General features: G+C 46.8%; 15 protein-coding genes. 9 read left to right on the top strand and 6 right to left on the bottom strand.

Going from position 1 to position 17,589, the window contains the following annotated elements; all coding sequences use genetic code 11:
- The first annotated feature begins 46 nt into the window (after positions 1–46).
- Complete coding sequence (locus NYE36_RS15055; protein ID WP_094032184.1) at positions 47–604, top strand: SMI1/KNR4 family protein; 558 nt, start codon at positions 47–49, stop codon at positions 602–604.
- Between the two features lie 137 nt (positions 605–741).
- Here the strand turns inward: NYE36_RS15055 and NYE36_RS15050 are convergent, their stop codons facing one another.
- Entirely contained in the window at positions 742–2,112 is a 1,371-nt protein-coding gene (locus NYE36_RS15050; protein WP_039063458.1) for an aldehyde dehydrogenase, read from the bottom strand.
- Between the two features lie 255 nt (positions 2,113–2,367).
- Entirely contained in the window at positions 2,368–2,970 is a 603-nt protein-coding gene (gene rpsD, locus NYE36_RS15045; protein WP_003152406.1) for a 30S ribosomal protein S4, read from the bottom strand.
- A 290-nt stretch (positions 2,971–3,260) separates the two neighbouring features.
- Between rpsD and NYE36_RS15040 the strand changes: the two genes are divergently transcribed.
- On the top strand, positions 3,261–5,009 hold the full coding sequence (locus NYE36_RS15040; RefSeq protein ID WP_007408036.1) for a sensor domain-containing diguanylate cyclase: 1,749 nt from the start codon (positions 3,261–3,263) through the stop codon (positions 5,007–5,009).
- A 34-nt stretch (positions 5,010–5,043) separates the two neighbouring features.
- On the opposite strand, the gene NYE36_RS15035 is transcribed toward NYE36_RS15040, so the two are convergent.
- Entirely contained in the window at positions 5,044–5,526 is a 483-nt protein-coding gene (locus NYE36_RS15035) for a GAF domain-containing protein (protein ID WP_007408037.1), read from the bottom strand.
- A 125-nt stretch (positions 5,527–5,651) separates the two neighbouring features.
- Between NYE36_RS15035 and refZ the strand changes: the two genes are divergently transcribed.
- Complete coding sequence (gene refZ, locus NYE36_RS15030; RefSeq protein WP_007408038.1) at positions 5,652–6,275, top strand: forespore capture DNA-binding protein RefZ; 624 nt, start codon at positions 5,652–5,654, stop codon at positions 6,273–6,275.
- On the opposite strand, the gene hisJ is transcribed toward refZ, so the two are convergent.
- Positions 6,265–7,077, bottom strand: coding sequence for a histidinol-phosphatase HisJ (gene hisJ, locus NYE36_RS15025; protein ID WP_032871696.1), 813 nt, complete (start codon positions 7,075–7,077; stop codon positions 6,265–6,267). The genes refZ and hisJ overlap by 11 nt on opposite strands.
- Positions 7,078–7,272: 195 nt before the next feature.
- Here hisJ and ezrA point away from each other — a divergent pair, with 195 nt between their 5' ends.
- A complete protein-coding gene (ezrA, locus tag NYE36_RS15020; RefSeq protein WP_265451119.1) occupies positions 7,273–8,964 on the top strand; it encodes a septation ring formation regulator EzrA in 1,692 nt (563 codons plus the stop codon).
- Between the two features lie 111 nt (positions 8,965–9,075).
- Here the strand turns inward: ezrA and brnQ are convergent, their stop codons facing one another.
- A complete protein-coding gene (gene brnQ / locus NYE36_RS15015; RefSeq protein ID WP_015240382.1) occupies positions 9,076–10,416 on the bottom strand; it encodes a branched-chain amino acid transport system II carrier protein in 1,341 nt (446 codons plus the stop codon).
- Between the two features lie 193 nt (positions 10,417–10,609).
- Between brnQ and NYE36_RS15010 the strand changes: the two genes are divergently transcribed.
- The 5 genes from NYE36_RS15010 to NYE36_RS14990 all read left to right on the top strand — a co-directional run bounded on the left by NYE36_RS15010 (position 10,610) and on the right by NYE36_RS14990 (position 16,620).
- Positions 10,610–11,755 (top strand): cysteine desulfurase family protein, encoded by a 1,146-nt coding sequence (locus tag NYE36_RS15010; RefSeq protein ID WP_144663878.1) that lies wholly within the window; start codon positions 10,610–10,612, stop codon positions 11,753–11,755.
- 3 nt (positions 11,756–11,758) lie between these two features.
- A complete protein-coding gene (gene thiI, locus NYE36_RS15005; RefSeq protein WP_095352862.1) occupies positions 11,759–12,964 on the top strand; it encodes a tRNA uracil 4-sulfurtransferase ThiI in 1,206 nt (401 codons plus the stop codon).
- An 80-nt stretch (positions 12,965–13,044) separates the two neighbouring features.
- Positions 13,045–13,266 (top strand): alpha/beta-type small acid-soluble spore protein, encoded by a 222-nt coding sequence (locus NYE36_RS15000; RefSeq protein ID WP_007408043.1) that lies wholly within the window; start codon positions 13,045–13,047, stop codon positions 13,264–13,266.
- Positions 13,267–13,414: 148 nt separating this feature from the next.
- Complete coding sequence (locus NYE36_RS14995) at positions 13,415–15,001, top strand: acyl--CoA ligase (RefSeq protein ID WP_095352863.1); 1,587 nt, start codon at positions 13,415–13,417, stop codon at positions 14,999–15,001.
- Between the two features lie 23 nt (positions 15,002–15,024).
- On the top strand, positions 15,025–16,620 hold the full coding sequence (locus NYE36_RS14990; RefSeq protein WP_144663879.1) for an amidohydrolase: 1,596 nt from the start codon (positions 15,025–15,027) through the stop codon (positions 16,618–16,620).
- A 16-nt stretch (positions 16,621–16,636) separates the two neighbouring features.
- Here the strand turns inward: NYE36_RS14990 and NYE36_RS14985 are convergent, their stop codons facing one another.
- On the bottom strand, positions 16,637–17,443 hold the full coding sequence (locus tag NYE36_RS14985) for an NAD kinase (protein ID WP_017418362.1): 807 nt from the start codon (positions 17,441–17,443) through the stop codon (positions 16,637–16,639).
- Between the last annotated feature and the right edge of the window lie 146 nt (positions 17,444–17,589).

Genomic DNA, 17,589 nt, shown 5'->3' with positions numbered 1-17,589 from the left:
ATTAAATCCTTGGTGGGATAAATATTAATAAGTAAGAGGTGGCTCAATGGCAGTTTTTGTTGAAAAAACGCTCCAAGGTCTAAAAGAATTAATTGATGAAAAAGGCCGCTTAAGAATTTTAGGGAATGAAGGAGCTCTTTTAGAAACAGAATGTACTTTCTCTAAAGGTGCAACAGATCTGGAGATTGAGAGTTTTGAGAAGAAAATAATAGTCTCACTTCCTGAAGATTATAAAACCTTTTTAAAATTGCATAATGGAGCCAGAATATTTGATTTGTTGATTTACGGTGAGAATGTGGGTGGGGGTTTGCATATTCTTAATTTAGAAGAGATTGAAAAGTATATGCAAAATGGTTTTTTAGAGCCTCAGTTTATTCCCGTCGCACATCTGTTAGACGGATGTTATTTGTTAATTAACAAAACCAAAATGTCCACAGATCCAAACTATTTATGGTTCCGCGGATTTATTGAGTATGAACCAATGCAACTTAATTTTGAGATATTCTTAGATAGGTATATTTTATCTCAGGGATCAAGTTTTTGGGAATGGAATATCTATACTGCTGAGAATTATTATAGGACTCACCAGGGTGATGAGGATTAACCTTTCCTACAGTTGGGTTGGTTCATTTTTACTATTAGACTTCGATTTGAACTTTTAAAAATAGGTTTAATTTGGAAGAAGAACCGATTAATTGGTGTATAGAGGATTTATAAAAAGCGCAGATACTCTGCGCTTTTTTATTTAAGTATTTTCCGAATCATTCGCAGCCCATTTTTGGAAGAAGGATAACGGAAAGCGAAGTCGAAGCGGTTCGTTTGTTTGACGACGCTTTTTTTGTGCGTAAACGTGTTAAAGCTGTCAAATCCGTGATAGCTGCCGATGCCGCTTTCCCCGACGCCGCCGAATGGCAAATACGGTGTCGCAACATGCATTAACGTATCATTGATACAGCCTCCGCCAAACGACAGATTCTCTAAAACAGCGCGCTCAGTTTCTTTGTTTGTGGTGAAGACATACAGAGCGAGCGGCTTTGGGCGTGATTGGACTTTCTCGATGACTTCATTGATATCGCCGTATGTAAACAGCGGAAGAATCGGCCCGAAAATCTCCTCCTGCATCACTGGAGAGTCATCCCTCACTTGTTCGAGAATGGTCGGCGCAATTTTATGATGAGCGGGATCAGATTGTCCGCCTGTGAGCGGGATGCCATCATTCAGAAAGCTGAGCAGCCGCTGATAGTGGCGTTCACTGACGATTTTGCCGTACTGCGGATTTTGTTCAGGCTGAGGGCCGTAAAATTCGCTGATCGCACGCTTCATTTCTTCTGTGAGCTTCGTTTTGATATCTTGGTGGACAAATAAATAATCCGGTGCGATGCAGGTTTGCCCTGCATTTGTAAATTTCCCGAAGACGATGCGTTTGGCGGCAAGCTGTATATCAGCATCCTTATGGACAATGCAGGGACTTTTGCCGCCGAGCTCCAAGGTAACGGGAATTAATTGTTTGGCGGCGGCCTCCATGACGATTTTTCCCACGGCAACGCTTCCAGTGAAGAAAATATAGTCAAAGGGCTGCTGTAATAACACAGTGCTGACGTCGGGCCCGCCCTCCGCCATAGCGACATAGTCACTAGGAAAAACGCTGCTGATGAGTTTGGAAAGAACAGCGGAAACCGCTGGCGTATATTCTGACGGTTTGAGAACGACCGTGTTTCCCGCTGCAATGGCTCCAATCAACGGAGAAAGCGCCAGCTGCAAGGGATAGTTCCAGGGCGCAATCACCAAAACGGTTCCATATGGCTCAGGGATAATGATGCTTTTCGAGCCTAGGTGAGTCAGAGGCGTTTTGACTCGTTTCGGTTTGACCCATTTTCCCAGCCGCTTCATCACAAAACTGATTTCCTCCAGTACAATTCCGATTTCTGTCGTGTACGACTCCTGTTCGGATTTGTGGAGATCCTGATAGAGAGCGGCTGTTATATCGGCTTCTTGTGTTTTGATGGCTTGTTTCAGCTTTTGCAGCATGTTCAGTCTCGATTCTAGCTGTCTCGTATGCCCCGCCGCAAAATAGGCTTTGTGTTTGCTGACGATAGAGGGGATGCTGTTCATTCAGTCGCTCCTTTTTTGTAAGGTATGATGATTCATTATGTAAAAAATCGCTTCTGCTTGTCAAATGGGTTTTTCTAATGTACATGTAGCTGAAAAGCCAGTTGGCACATAAAAAAAGCCCCTGTCCGGGGCTTTTTTTAATAAAGAGAGGGAGCATCTGTCCATTATTCTGACAGCCCAAAAGAAAAACCCCGGAAACATTGTCATCACAACATGTCCGGGGTTTAATCCAATGCTCTTTAAAGAGCGTTTTACTTAACGGGAGTAGAACTCAACGATAAGCGCTTCGTTAATTTCCGGAGCAAGCTCAGAGCGCTCTGGAAGACGAGTGAATGTACCTTCAAGCTTTTCAGCGTCGAAAGTAAGGTACTCAGGAACGAAGTTGTTTACTTCTACAGATTCTTTGATGATAGAAAGGTTTCTTGATTTTTCGCGAACACCGATTGTTTGACCAGGTTTTACTTGGTAAGACGGAATGTCAACGCGGCTTCCGTCAACAAGGATGTGACCGTGGTTAACTAATTGGCGAGCTTGACGGCGAGTGCGTGCAAGACCGAGCTTGTACACAACGTTATCAAGACGTGCATCTAAAAGAATCATGAAGTTTTCGCCGTGTTTACCAGTCATTTTTGCAGCTTTGTCAAACAATGTGCGGAATTGACGTTCGTTTACACCGTACATGTGACGAAGTTTTTGCTTTTCTTGCAATTGCAAACCGTATTCTGATAGTTTTTTACGCTGTCCCGGACCGTGGGGGCCTGGTGCGTAAGGGCGTTTTTCTAATTCTTTACCTGTACCGCTAAGAGAGATTCCTAAACGGCGAGACAGTTTCCAAGATGGACCTGTATAGCGAGCCATAATGTGACTCCTCCTTTGGTTTTATTTTGTGGAAAATAAAAACCGTCTGTTCGATCCGACCGTGCACATTTTGTTTTCATGTATCCTCGCTCCAGCAGCAGAGAGTTACACGATACACCTTACAGCTAAGGAACAAAATGCAAACACAGAAGCTGAACAAAAAGGCTGCAATATTTCACACAAAGAACATTATATGATTTTTCCCCGCCGCCGTCAACCATTTCTCCATGAAGAGTGCCGGTTTATGATATAATGTACAAAAATGAGTAGTACATGTTTAGGTGATAAAAATGAAAAAACAAACAATTGATGAAGTGACGGCCTTTCATCAGAAAATGCTTTCTTTTTTCTTAACGAAATCTGAATCCGTCTCATTATCCGACTCGCTGTTATGGCTGGCCTCAGCTCTAGAATCCTGCTTTACATCTCTTTCATTGACCCTTTCACCGGCAGAATCAACACGTTTCACCATAAAAACAGAAGATGAACCGCATTATGCTCCGCTGAAAGAGAGTGACGGCCGTTTTATGATCAGGAATCAGACCTCCGGCAGATCCTTTTATCTGTGCTCGGAAGGCGGGCTGCCGATCCCGGAATCATTGCCTGAGATCGTTACTCAGTTTATTAATCAATCTGTGAGACAAAGCGGGCTGTTTGACAAAACGAAGCATCAGCGGAAAATTCACAGAATGACAGAAATGTTCCATTCGCTTTTGGACCAAAATGAGGTTTTGGAAAAACTGCAGGCAAGTTTGAGTACGGCTTTCCGGTCTTTCCGTTTTTCACTGTTTATCACGCAGGATCAGGATACGGACAGACAGCTTCCCGCAAAAGAATTACATATGGACGGAAAAGATGCCGATCCGTCTGCCCTGAAGGTTTATTTATCGGGGAGACTGCTCAGAAAAGGCAGGTCATCTGCTTATCTGCCGATCAAAGGCCAGCAGGGGACTTACGGGGTTCTGAAGACGGAGGGGCTGCAGGATGCCGTTCTTTCGTGCAGTACTCTCAGTGAAATGCTGCTGCTTGCGGGCGCAGCGGGAAAAGCATTTGAAAATGCGCAGCTCTATGAGCAATCGAAAAAAAGCATTGCGAATCTGGAGCTCATTAATGAAACATCGCGCCAGCTGAATCAGCGCCTCAGACTCACTGATACGATGCGGGAGCTCGCCGCCATTATGACCCAGTCGTTTCATGCGGAAGAAGTGGCTTTTTTTCATATTGATCATTTTGAGACGCAAAATCTGCTTCCGGGACATACCGCTTTTTTTAAGACAGAACGTGCGAACCCCTATATCAGCATTGTGAAAGAAAAGCTGTTCGAGGGAGAAAAGGGCGTGTTTATCGGCAGCGGAAAGACTGTATTCGGCGAAAACGGTTTCGGCTCGCTGATGGCGGTGCCGATGATCGAAAATGACACCGTCTTCGGGTTCGCGATTTTATTGAAAAAGGATTTGTATGCTTTTACGTTTGAAATGTATAAACTTTTTCAAGCGCTCATTCACCATGCGACATTGGCGGTTACGAACTCCATGCTGCGCGACAGGCTTGAGCATCTTGTTCAGACAGACCAGCTGACGGAGCTGTATTCAAGAACCTATTTGGATGAGAAAATTCAATACAGCATGAAAATTCATAAACGGGGTGTATTCATCCTCGTTGATATCGATAATTTCAAAAATATTAATGATACATACGGTCATCAAACGGGAGATTCGATCCTGATTCAGGTGGCCTCCGTTATGAAGAACCATATTCGTGAGCATGATGTCGCTGCGAGGTGGGGGGGCGAGGAGCTGGCTGTCTATCTGCCGAATATCAACGTGTCATCCGGAGAACGCATCGCTAAAAGGCTGGTTCGCGCCATCCGGGAAAATACCGAGCCGCGCGTGACGATTTCCTGCGGCGTTTCCTGCTGGTCAAAGACCGGCCCGATGCCGTTGAAATTGCTCGTTCAGCAAGCGGATGAGGCGCTTTATATCGCCAAACGGAACGGCAAAAACCGGCTGATCATCCATCAAAACAGCACGACGACATAAAAAAGGAGCCGGCCTGCCGGCCGGGCTCCTTTTTTTATCCTAATCGTTTTTCAAGCGTTTCAACAAACTTTGCTAAATAGGTTTCGTCCGTTTCATCAAAACGGTTTTTCACGGGGCTGTCAATGTCCAGCACACCGATCACTTCACCGTTTACGCGGATCGGGAGAACGATTTCTGACTGGGAAGCCGCGTCACAGGCGATATGTCCCGGGAACGCATTCACATCGGCAATCCGCTGCACGTCGCCATTAGAGTAGGCAGTGCCGCATACGCCTCTGCCGAACGGAATGCGCACACAGGCAGGAAGTCCTTGAAACGGTCCGAGCACGAGCTCGCCCTCTTTAGCGAAGTAAAACCCCGCCCAGTTGACTTCATGTAATGAATGGTATAAAAGCGCTGACGCATTCGCGTAATTTGCGATCGCATCCGTTTCATCTTCTGTCATGGCTTCGAGCTGTTTAAGCAGAAGCTGATAACTTTTTTCTTTATCTCCGGATTGTTTTTCGACATGAAACATGGAAAACCCTCACTTTTTCTATAATATCAAACAAAGTTCCGGCCGTTCTGCCGGCATTTGTCGAGAAGTTCTTACAGGAACGGCGCCTTTCTGCTTGAATTGTTACACATAAAGGGGTGAGCCGTATGAAAGTAAGCACCAAAGACAAAATTATTAACGCCGCTGTCCAGCTGTTTAACCAAAAAGGTTATTCCGGCACGTCCGTCCGTGAAATCGCAAAGTCAGCTGATGTAAATGTTGCGCACATCTCCTACTATTTTAAAGGGAAAGGCGGATTAATGGAACATTTAGTTTCCGAGTTTTACGAAGGCTATACTGAAGCGCTGGAAAAAGCCGCCGTCAGTATGAACGGTGAAGACGCGCAGGAACGCATCCTGCGGGTGATTTTCGATATTTTATCCTATCAGCACGATAACCGTCAATTAACGCGGTTTGTGTACCGGGAAGTGACGATTGATTCCGTGCTTATCAGGGAAATTATGTCTACTTACTTAATGAAAGAAAAATATATTTTCCAGCTGGTGATTGAAGAAGGGCAGTCACGCCACAGGCGGCTGACGCTGCCCGTGCCGCATTTTATTCTGCAATTGAAATCCCTCTTGATGATGCCGTATCTTCAGCCTCAATATATTACGGAGGTGCTCTATATGCAGCCTCATGAACCGTACTTTTATAAAAGGTATTTTGAAGAGGTGAAGATCTGGATCGAAAGCGTGTTCCGACGGCCTGATGCGGCGCTTATGAAGTAATGATGCTTTTGTACGTTTCGTAGGAACTGCCGACATCTTCCGCTTGATGGGCGTCCGACCCGAATATGAGCGGGATTTTTTTTTGCTTCGCCGTCTCAGCCATCCAATCCTCCATGTATACTTCCCCGGCAAACTTCTTTCTGAGCCCGGATGTATTCACATCCAGCTCCATTCCGTGTTCTTTCACGGCGTCAAGACAGCGGGCCGCAAGCTCTCTTATTTGAGGTGACATGCTGTAAGGGAAAAGGCGCGCGAATTTTTTGACGAGCGTGATATGGCCGACCCGTTTTGGCTTAAAGGGGCCGAGCGGTGTTACAATGGAAGAATACACGGTTTCATAGTATTGTTCATATACGGCTTCAACGCTTCCGAAGCGGTCGGCAAGCTGCTGAAACGCGTGCTCGTCAAAATCGAGGCATATATAAGACGGGCCGGTCTTCAAAAAATGAACGGATAAAATGCCGTCATCCAGTGAGGGGCCGTACGTGTTCAGAAACGCCGCGGTTTCCTCTTCATACCCTGTGATAAAATCGGTTTCTAGCCCAGTCAGAATGCTGATTTGTCCATCGTATTCCTTTTTCAGCTGTGACAGCCGCTCCAAATAAACCTCCATCTGTCTGAGATCCATCGCGCTGTCCTGAAGCGGTACGGGATCTTGAAATGACGGAGGAAGGGGGGCGTGCTCTGTAAATGTGATCGAGTCAAAGCCTCTTTCCAGGGCCTTTTCGACATATTGTTTCAGTGCATCCTTCGAGCCGTGAGGGCAAAAAGGCGTGTGGATATGAGCGTCTCGTTTTTCCATTTGTGTCACTCCATTAAAAAATTGCAGAATCCTGCCGAAATTATGCAAAAAGTTTTTGATTTCTGGTCAAAAAATGTTGGTTACATGGTATCATAATAACAATGAAAACGACAGATTTTCTCAATACATATATTGAAATCTTTCTGAATACATAAAACACCCTGACAGATTAAGAGAACAACAAGGGGGCTCATTATGGAGTTAGTCATCGGATTATTGGTTATACTGCTCGCGCTCTTTGCGGCGGGCTACTTTTTCAGGAAAAAAATTTATACGGAAATTGACCGGCTGGAGTCATGGAAGATTGAAATTTTAAACCGTTCGATAGTGGAAGAAATGTCCAAGATCAAACATCTGAAAATGACCGGAGAGACGGAAGAGTTCTTTGAAAGATGGCGCGAGGAGTGGGATGAAATTGTCACAGCCCATCTGCCGAAAGTAGAAGAGCTCCTTTATGATGCCGAAGAGAACGCCGACAAATACCGGTTCAAAAAAGCGAATCAGGTGCTTGTCCACATCGACGACCTCCTCACTGCAGCCGAATCAAATATAGAAGGCATACTGCGTGAGATCAGCGACCTTGTGACGAGCGAGGAAAAAAGCCGCGGAGAGATTGAACAGGTGCGTGAGCGGTATTCAAAAGCGCGAAAAAATCTTCTGGCGTACAGCCATCTCTACGGAGAGCTATATAACAGCCTGGAGACGGATCTCGACGAAATCTGGAGCGGCATAAAAGAGTTCGAAGAAGAGACGGAAAGCGGCAATTACATCAAAGCGAGAAAAGTGCTGCTTGAACAGGACCGCAGACTGGATCAGCTTCAGACATACATAGATGACGTTCCGAAACTGCTTGCGGACTGTAAACAGACCGTGCCTAACCAAATTGCCAAGCTGAAAGACGGCTACCGGGAAATGACGGAAAAAGGCTACAAATTGGAGCATATTCAAATCGAAAAAGAGCTGGAGACCCTCACCAATCAAGTGAAACGGGCCGAAAACGCGCTTTTAGAAGATTTGGATGTCGACGAAGCGTCCGCCATTCTTCAGCTGATTGATGAAACCATTCAATCGATGTATGAACAGCTGGAAGGCGAAGTGGAAGCCGGACAGTCCGTATTAAGCAAAATGCCTGAGCTGATCATCGCGTATGAGAAGCTCGAGGAAGAAAAAGATCGCACAAAAACCGAAACGGAGCTCGTCAAGGAAAGCTATCAGCTGACGGCGGGAGAAATCGGCAGACAGCATGCCTTCGAAAAACAGCTGGAAACGATCGGCCGACTCCTTGAGCAGGCGAGAGAAAAGCTTGACGGCGAGCATGTCGCTTACTCGCTGCTGATTGAAGAAGTCGAGGCCATCGAAAAGCAGATGGAAGAGGCTCAGAAAGAACATGCCGAATACCGTGAAAATCTGCAGGCGCTCAGAAAAGAAGAACTGCAGGCGCGGGAAACGCTGATGCATCTTCGGAAAACCATTTCTGACACGGCCCGAATGCTGCAAAAAAGCAACGTGCCGGGAATTCCAGAACAAGTCAAGGACAAGCTCGAGACGGCAAATCATCATATAGAAGAAACCGTCAGCCAATTGGAAGAGCTGCCGCTGAACATGGAGGAAGCCGCCAAACATCTAGCCGAAGCCGAAAAGGTGGTTGAGGAAGTCAGCGAAGAGGCGGAAGATCTTGTGATTCAGGTGAAGCTGATTGAGCGGATCATCCAGTACGGCAACCGCTTCCGAAGCCAGAATCATATTTTATCCGAACAGCTGAAAGAAGCGGAACGGCTGTTTTACGCTTACAGCTATAATGAAGCTTATGAGATGGCGGCAGATGCTGTTGAAAAAACAGCTCCCGGCGCCGTGAAAAAAATTAAAGCTGATCAATCTGCTTCATAGACGCACAAGCAAAAACTGCACCCTGATGGAAATCAGAGGTGCAGTTTTTTAGTTTCTCACGGAATATAAAAAGCCTGCGGCTGATATACATCAAACCGCAGGCGCTGAATGTTACGATTTTGCTTTATTTAATTCGATGGGCGGGCTGGTAAAAAATGTGATGATGCAGCCGATGATCGCTCCGGCAATGCCCGGAAGCACCCAGCCGATTCCCATGCTGTAAAGCGGAAGATTTGCGTTTAAGAATGAATCTAATGATCCGAGCGGAATGCCGGCTGCCTTCAAACCGTCCAGGATACTGAACAGCCCCGTTCCGATCAGGCAGGCGATATAGACTTCGCGTCTTTCCTTAAAGATTTTATCAATAAAGGAAAGGACGATAATGACAATCGCCAGCGGGTAAATGGCTGATAAAATAGGAACTGAAAATGCAATAATCTCAGCAAGTCCGAAATTTGAAATCGCCAGACTGAACAGCGTGACAATCGTAACCACCATTTTGTATGATAAAGCGGGAATCAATTTTGAAAAATATTCGCCGCAAGATGTGACAAGCCCGATGCTTGTCGTTAAACACGCAACGGTGATGGCGGCGCCGAGAACGATGTTTCCCAGTGAACCGAACAGGTAATCAGATGAAGCTGATAAAATCTTTGCGCCTTCGCCGAGCGGCCCCACAGCGTCCGTGCTTGTCGCTCCCAAATAGGCCAAAGATAAATAAATGAATGTCAAACCTGCCGCTGCAATCAGACCCGCTTTAATACAAGCGGCGGCGAGCGCTTTACGCTGGGTGACGCCCCTGCTTTTAACAGCGTTGACGACAACGACGCCGAAGACGATTGAGGCGAGCGCATCCATTGTTTTATAGCCTTCCAAAAATCCTTTGAACACCGGCGTTCCGGAATATGCCTGATGTACGGCGCCCAGCCCGCCCATCGGAGTGACAATGGCTTTTACGACGATGATTAAAATAATACCGAATTTAATAGGAGTCAAAATCTTTCCGACTCTGTCCACGATTTTGGACGGGTTAAGAGCTAAATAATACGTAATAGAAAAAAAGATCAACGTGAAAACAAATAAAGATAATCTTTCCGGAATGCCGCTTAAAAACGGAACTGCACCGATTTCATATGAAACGGTTCCGGTTCTCGGAATCGCGAAAAGCGGCCCGATTGATAAATAAAGCACAACGGTGAAAATAGTCCCGAATACCGGATGAGCTTTATCGGCAAGCCCTTTCGCGTCTTTGCCCGTTAATGCGATGGCGATAATACCCAAAAGCGGCAGACCTACGCCGGTCAGTAAGAAACCGCCCATCGCTTTCCAGACATTATGCCCCGCCGCTTGCCCGAGCTCCGGCGGATATATCATATTTCCTGCCCCGAAAAAAAGTGCGAAAAGCATGAAACCGATAATAACGGTATCTTTGACAGGTAGTGAGTGTTTCATAAAAATCCTCCTAAATACTATGTTGAAATATTCTGTCAATTAATTGTCAGATAATATAACAAAACGAACATTACTTATTATATGGCAATGTACAGAGAAGTCAATACTCGATTTATTGCGAATTTATATTTACTTTTGTTATGGTAGCATAAATATCATACGATGTACCGTTTTCATTAAAGGAGTAAAAAAAATGATATATTTAGACAACAGTTCAACGACCGAGCCGTATGAAGAGGTTTTGGATGTGTACAAACAGACGAGCAGCCGTTATTTCGGCAATCCTTCGTCTCTGCACCAGTTAGGAACTGAGACGGAACAGCTCCTTGAAGCGGCCGCTCAGCAAATAAAAAAAACCTTGCGTTTAAAAAATTATGATATTGTATTTACATCGGGCGCGACTGAAGCGAATAACGCTGCGTTAAAGGGAGCAGCCTGGGCAAACATGAGTAAAGGAAGACATATCATTGCTTCGGCGATTGAGCATCCTTCTGTGACGGAGACACTTGATCAGCTGACAGAGCTGTTCGGCTTTGAAGTCACATATCTTCCGGCCGATCAAAACGGCTTCGTTTCTTTGAAAGACGTCAAATCGGCTATCAGGCCGGATACGATAATCGTCAGCGTCATGCATGTCAATAACGAAGTCGGCTCCATTCAGCCTGTAAAGGAAATCGGCGGGTTTTTGAAGCAGCACCGGAATATTCTGTTTCATGTTGATCATGTGCAGGGCATTCATAAAGTTCCGCTGTCTATAGAAGAAGCGGGCATTGACCTTTGCACCGTTTCAGGGCATAAGTTTCACGGCTTAAAAGGGACCGGAGCGCTTATCGTCAAAAAAGGAACGCGGCTCATTCCGCTTATCACGGGCGGCTCGCAGCAAAAAGGCGTCCGCGCCGGAACGGAACACACGGCAGGCGCCGTTTCCCTTGCGAAAGCGATCAATCTTTCCGCGCGTGACATGAATGAGCGGCTTTCTTCCGTGAAGGCTGCCAAGAATGCGCTCATGGAAAGGCTGAGCGGGACGGACGGGGTCGTCATCAACACCCCCGCTGAAAACAGCGCGCCGCATATCATTAATTTTTCCGTTCCGGGCGTGAAGGCGGAAGTGCTGCTGCACATGCTTGAGGAAAAAGGAATATATGTCTCCACAACCGCGGCATGTTCGGCAAGAGAGCACAAACCGAGCCGTGTTCTTCTGCAAATGAATAAAGGCGAACAGATTGCATCAAGCAGCATAAGAGTCAGCCTGAACTTCAGCCATACAGCTGACATCACGGAGCCGTTTATGGCCGCGCTGGTGCCGGCTGTTCAAAAATTAAAAAAAATGATGAGGTAGCATATGAATTACGATCATATTTTAATCCGTTTTGGTGAAATATCCACAAAAGGAAAAAACAGACGCAGTTTTATTGAAAGATTAAAACAGAATATCCGCCTGGTATTAAAGGATTATAAAAAAGTAAAATACTTTTCAAACCGGGACCGGATGTCGATTACTCTTAATGGAGAAAACCCGGAGGAAATTTGTTCCTTATTAAAGAATATATTCGGCATTCAAAGCTTTAGTCTCGCAATTAAATGCGAAAGCAAGCTGGAAGACATTAAAAAAACGGCTTTAGCCGCGATAGAAGGCGAATATAAACCGGGGAATACGTTTAAGGTCGAGACCAAACGGGCTTACAAACAGTTTGAATTAGATACGAATGCGATGAACGCTGAAATCGGCGGCCATATTTTGAAAAACACGGATGGATTAACCGTCGATGTGAAACATCCCGATATTCCGCTTCGGATTGAAATCAGGGAGGAAGCGACATTCCTGACGATTCGTAACGAAAAAGGCGCCGGAGGCCTTCCTGTCGGTTCCGCGGGTAAAGCGATGCTGATGCTTTCCGGCGGTTTTGACAGTCCGGTCGCCGGTTTTTACGCGATGAAACGGGGATTATCAGTTGAAGCCGTACATTTCTTCAGTCCGCCGTATACGAGTGAACGGGCAAAGCAGAAAGTCATGGATCTCGCGGGATGCCTCGCGAAGTTCGGCGGCAGTATGACACTTCATATCGTGCCGTTTACAAAGACGCAGGAACTCATCCAAAAACAAATCCCGGAGAACTATACGATGACGGCGACGCGGCGTCTTATGCTGCAAATCGCGGATAGAATCAGAGAAGAACGAAAAGCGCTCGCGATCATTACGGGAGAAAGCCTCGGGCAGGTAGCGAGCCAGACGCTTGAAAGCATGTATGCGATCAATGCGGTGACGGCAACGCCGATTTTGCGCCCTTTAATCGGAATGGACAAAACAGAAATCATCGAAAAATCAAAAGAAATCGGCACTTATGAAACGAGCATTCAGCCGTTTGAGGACTGCTGCACCATCTTTACGCCGCCAAGTCCGAAGACACGTCCGAAAAAAGAAAAAATCGAGCACTTCGAAAGCTTCGTTGATTTTGAACCGCTGATTGCAGAGGCCGCTGCCGGCATCGAAACCATCACTGTTTACTCGGAGCAGGAAGCTCAAGATAAGTTTGCCGGCCTGTTTTAAAACTGTATACAATTACCAAAGTTTTTTTGAATGAAGACATGTGTTTTATCACATTCTATACTCACAAGGAGGTGATACACATGTCACAACAATCAAACAGCGGAAACAGCAACCAGCTTTTAGTGCCAGGCGCTGCTCAAGCTATCGACCAAATGAAGTATGAAATCGCTTCTGAATTCGGTGTAAACCTTGGACCGGAAACAACTTCTCGCGCCAACGGTTCTGTCGGTGGAGAAATCACAAAACGTCTTGTCTCTTTTGCTCAGCAAAGCATGGGCGGAAGCAGCCAGCAGCAGTTTTAATCACAACTTCACATAATGGCTAAGAGAGCGGGGAATTCCCCGCTCTTTTTTCATGGGAATAGATAGAAGGCGGGAAGCAATTTATGCATATTTTTATTGTAATGGCCTATGTTTATGTATAATGGGGAAAGAAAGTGAGGAGTTGTTCGTGTTAAAACGAGAAGATTTAATCGCCCCAAAGAACTATAACCTTGTAAATGAAATCGAAAAGTTCAGCCGTTCCAAAGAGAAGAACGCGCTTATTTGGGAAGATCAAACAGGCGGCAAGAAAGTCTGGACGTATGAAAAATTGATGGAAGAAACGAATAAAATCGGAGCCCGCCTGAAAGGTCTCGGATTTGAAAAAGGCGATAAGCTGATTGTCATGGTTCCGAGAGTGCTTGAAGCGTATGCCGTTTATTTAGCGATCTTAAAAGCGGGGATGGTCGTCATTCCTTGCTCGGAAATGCTGCGCGCCAAAGACCTTGAATACCGGATCAAACACGCCGAAGTGAAAGGCGCTATCGTTTATCCTTCATTTATAAACGCGTTTGACGAGGTAAATACTGATCAGCTGGTGACATTGTCAATCGGTGAAAATGATGCCGGCTGGAAAAACCTCCTAACGATTGAAGCGGACGGAGACAGTTTTCAAACAGCTGATACAACAAGAGAAGACATGGCGTTTTTGTCCTATACTTCAGGCACGACCGGCCAGCCTAAAGGCGTTGTACATACACACGGCTGGGCCTTTGCCCATTTAAAAACATCAGCCGGTGCATGGCTGGATATTTCTGAAGACGATACAGTGTGGGCCACCGCGGCGCCCGGCTGGCAGAAATGGGTGTGGAGCCCGCTGCTCGCCGTTCTGGGAAGCGGCGCGACAGGAGTCATTTATCACGGCAGATTCAACGCCAAGACGTATTTAGAGCTGCTGGAGCGCCATCAAGTAAATGTCTTCTGCTGTACCCCGACGGAATACCGCCTGATGGCAAAAGTGGAGGAGTTGGACAAATATGATCTTTCTGCCCTTCACAGCGCAGTTTCTGCGGGTGAGCCATTAAACCGGGAAGTCATTGACGTATTCCGGAAGCATTTCGGCATTAAAGTGAGAGACGGATACGGCCAAACGGAGAGCACCCTGTTAGTCGGCGTCCTGAAGGATATGGATATTAAGCCGGGAAGCATGGGCAAACCGACCCCTGGAAATCAAGTGGAGATTATAAACGATAAAGGCGAAATATGCGAAACAGGCGAAACGGGCGATATCGCCGTGCATCTGAGCACACCGGCCTTATTCAAGGAATATTATAAAGATCCCGAAAGAACGAAAAAGCAGATTCGCGGAGATTACTTTCTTACAGGAGACCGCGCGAAAAAAGACGAGGACGGCTACTTTTGGTTTGAGAGCCGCAATGATGACATCATCGTCAGCTCCGGATATACAATCGGGCCTTTTGAAGTAGAGGACGCGCTCGTGAAGCATCCGGAAGTGAAAGAATGTGCCGTCGTGGCGAGCCCGGATGAAATCAGAGGTTCAATCGTAAAAGCCTATGTCGTTTTACAAGACGATGAAAAGCGCAGTGATGAACTTGTCAAAGAACTGCAAAACCACGTAAAAACGATTACGGCGCCTTACAAATATCCGAGAGAAATTGAGTTTGTCGAAAGCCTGCCGAAAACGGCGTCCGCAAAAATCAGACGTGTGGAGCTGAGACAGCGTGAAGAACGGCTGAAGGCTGATAAAAAAGCATAATACAGGATAAAGGGTGAGCGGGGATGAAAGCGATTTGGCACGGCGGCACCATCTATACAATGCTGGACAAGAATCATGTCACTGAAGCCATTTATACCGAAGAAGGCGTCGTCAGGCAGACGGGCAGCTTCCGGGAGCTCCAAGGAACATACGGTTCGCCTGATACGGAGGAAATCGATTTACATGGGGCTGTCATGTTCCCGGGGTTTACGGACAGTCATATGCATTTAATCGGACACGGGGAAAAACAGCTTCGCCTCGATTTGTCGCAGCTGACGTCAAAAGAAGCGATACTGCGGGCCGCAAAAGAAGCAGAGCGTGAATTGGAAGATGGCGAATGGCTGATCGGCGAAGGCTGGGATGAAAATCTGTTTGAACGGCCGGATTACGTCACGAAGCATGACCTTGACCCGCTCTTTCCCGACCGCCCCGTCCTGCTGAAGCGGGTATGCCGGCACGCCGCGGCGGTTAATTCGGCCGCATTGCGCGCGGCGGGAATTACAAACGAAACACCTGATCCAAACGGCGGGATTATCGTCCGGGACGGCACCGGTCCGACAGGCCTCCTGCTGGATAAAGCCCAAGAGCTTGTGACACAGGCCCTGCCGCCCGTCTCACTTCACTATGTCAAACGCGCGCTTCAAACGGCGATTACGGACTGCTGGTCAAAAGGCCTGACCGGCGGGCATTCAGAAGATCTGGCATACTACGGAGACGCGTCCGTTCCCGTTGCCGCGTACGAGTCATTAACCGGCAGCGGCCTTTATCCTTTTCGCGCCCATCTGCTCGTACATCACGAAGCCGTCGACAGCTGGAGCGCTCTGGATAAATCGACCGGACCTTATTTGGAATACGGAGCGATGAAAATTTTTGCTGACGGCGCGCTCGGAGGCAGAACCGCTCTATTGAAAAAGCCTTATCATGATGATCCGTCTGTTTCCGGCGTTCAGGTGCATGATGACGAAATCCTTGCCGCTCTTGTTTATAAAGCGAGAGAGAAAGGGATGGAGATCGCCGTGCACGCGATTGGCGACCTTGCATTTGAAAAGGTGCTGGATGTTATCGAAAGGTACCCGGCAAAGCCCGGACAGCTAGACAGGCTCATTCATGCGCAAGTATTAGATGACGGATTGATTGAAAGAGCCGCCCGGCTGCCGATCGGACTTGATCTTCAGCCGCATTTTGTGGCCAGTGATTTTCCGTGGGTGATTGACAGGCTCGGAGAAGAGCGGATGAAAACGGCTTTCGCCTGGAAAACACTGCTGTCAAAAGGGCTGCTGTGCGCCGGAGGTTCAGATGCCCCGATTGAGCCGGCCGATCCGCTTCTGGGCATTCAATCGGCTGTGCTCCGTACGAGCAAGCAGCGCCCGGAAGGTCCGGCCTATTATGAAAAAGAGTGCCTGACCGTGTACGAAGCCATTCAGCTTTACACGGAGGGAAGCGCGGCCATCATCCATAAAGAACATAGCCGCGGACGGATCGCCCCCGGCTATGATGCCGACTTTACCGTACTCAGCGGTGATCCGTTCAGGACGGACCCGAAAAAGCTTCATGAATTGGAAGCTGTCAAAACCGTCGTCGGCGGCCGTATCGTATATGAAAAAGAGGACAGGCAGTGATGCCCGTCCTCTTTTTTTATGATAAAAATGATCGCTTTACTTTTTCCCAGAAAGAATTGTCTTTCAGTTTCACCGTTTTGATTTTTTTATCGGATAGTCTAATCTCAACCTTTTTGACATTCCGCGTGCTGAGCGCTTCATTATCAAGCCCGATAATCGGATGCTCATTGCCGTCTTGCACCACCTGCAGTGTCAGCTTCCGGTCTGAGCTTAAAATAAACGGAGATCCGAGTGTACGGTATGTGTTGTTGTTCAACGATGCCAGTTCGGATACCTGCATGCAGGAAATCAAAGGATCAACAACGGCGCCTGAAACAGATTTATTGTAGGCAGTGCTGCCCGTCGGGGTGGAAATGATCATCCCGTCTCCTCTGAACGTCTCAAAATGAAGATCATCAATTAACACATCCATCACGAACGTTTTAATAATGCTTGAACGGATGGAAACCTCGTTTAAACAGTGAAAATGATTGCTGCCGTCCACCGTTACGTGAATGAGCGGGTATTTTCTGACCTCAAGCTGTTCCGCGGTCATGCTGGCCGCCATTTTTTCAGGTTCATCGCTGTGAAAATCACAGTACAAATGGGCTTTCCCTTTTTTAGCGATGCCGACATACAGGCAGTCATCACGGAATCCGGTTTTTCTGACGGCTTGCAGAAATGAGCCGTCGCTGCCGATGCTGGCGATAATACCGGCATCCTCCGGTTGAGCCGCAACTGTAAAACCGTGCGATTCAGCAAGCTGCTTCAAAGAGCTGACTTGTTCTTTTGTTTCGTTGTTTTGTTTGTGAAAAAAATAAACATTGCGGCGAAGATCGGTCATATCCCCATTCCCCTTTGCTGTCATATTTACGTTTTTCTCCCAGCAGGTATTGTGTTAAAATACCTGTGGCAATAGTGTAACATGTTTCCTGTTTATCCGTTAAGGGAAAGCGCTTCATGAAAAAAATGAATCTTTTTTTACGGGGG

The sequence above is a fragment of the Bacillus sp. FSL R5-0593 genome (assembly GCF_038603755.1).
GTDB lineage: Bacteria > Bacillota > Bacilli > Bacillales > Bacillaceae > Bacillus > Bacillus velezensis.
Note: the sequence above shows the minus strand (reverse complement) of the source record. Positions and strands in the feature narration are given on the sequence as shown.

Bases quoted from the DNA above. Each gene is read 5' to 3' on its own strand.
- NYE36_RS15055 (WP_094032184.1), top strand. From the start codon at position 47: ATGGCAGTTTTTGTTGAAAAAACGCTCCAAGGTCTAAAAGAATTAATT.
- NYE36_RS15050 (WP_039063458.1), bottom strand. From the start codon at position 2,112: ATGAACAGCATCCCCTCTATCGTCAGCAAACACAAAGCCTATTTTGCG.
- rpsD (WP_003152406.1), bottom strand. From the start codon at position 2,970: ATGGCTCGCTATACAGGTCCATCTTGGAAACTGTCTCGCCGTTTAGGA.
- NYE36_RS15040 (WP_007408036.1), top strand. From the start codon at position 3,261: ATGAAAAAACAAACAATTGATGAAGTGACGGCCTTTCATCAGAAAATG.
- NYE36_RS15035 (WP_007408037.1), bottom strand. From the start codon at position 5,526: ATGTTTCATGTCGAAAAACAATCCGGAGATAAAGAAAAAAGTTATCAG.
- refZ (WP_007408038.1), top strand. From the start codon at position 5,652: ATGAAAGTAAGCACCAAAGACAAAATTATTAACGCCGCTGTCCAGCTG.
- hisJ (WP_032871696.1), bottom strand. From the start codon at position 7,077: ATGGAAAAACGAGACGCTCATATCCACACGCCTTTTTGCCCTCACGGC.
- ezrA (WP_265451119.1), top strand. From the start codon at position 7,273: ATGGAGTTAGTCATCGGATTATTGGTTATACTGCTCGCGCTCTTTGCG.
- brnQ (WP_015240382.1), bottom strand. From the start codon at position 10,416: ATGAAACACTCACTACCTGTCAAAGATACCGTTATTATCGGTTTCATG.
- NYE36_RS15010 (WP_144663878.1), top strand. From the start codon at position 10,610: ATGATATATTTAGACAACAGTTCAACGACCGAGCCGTATGAAGAGGTT.
- thiI (WP_095352862.1), top strand. From the start codon at position 11,759: ATGAATTACGATCATATTTTAATCCGTTTTGGTGAAATATCCACAAAA.
- NYE36_RS15000 (WP_007408043.1), top strand. From the start codon at position 13,045: ATGTCACAACAATCAAACAGCGGAAACAGCAACCAGCTTTTAGTGCCA.
- NYE36_RS14990 (WP_144663879.1), top strand. From the start codon at position 15,025: ATGAAAGCGATTTGGCACGGCGGCACCATCTATACAATGCTGGACAAG.
- NYE36_RS14985 (WP_017418362.1), bottom strand. From the start codon at position 17,443: ATGACCGATCTTCGCCGCAATGTTTATTTTTTTCACAAACAAAACAAC.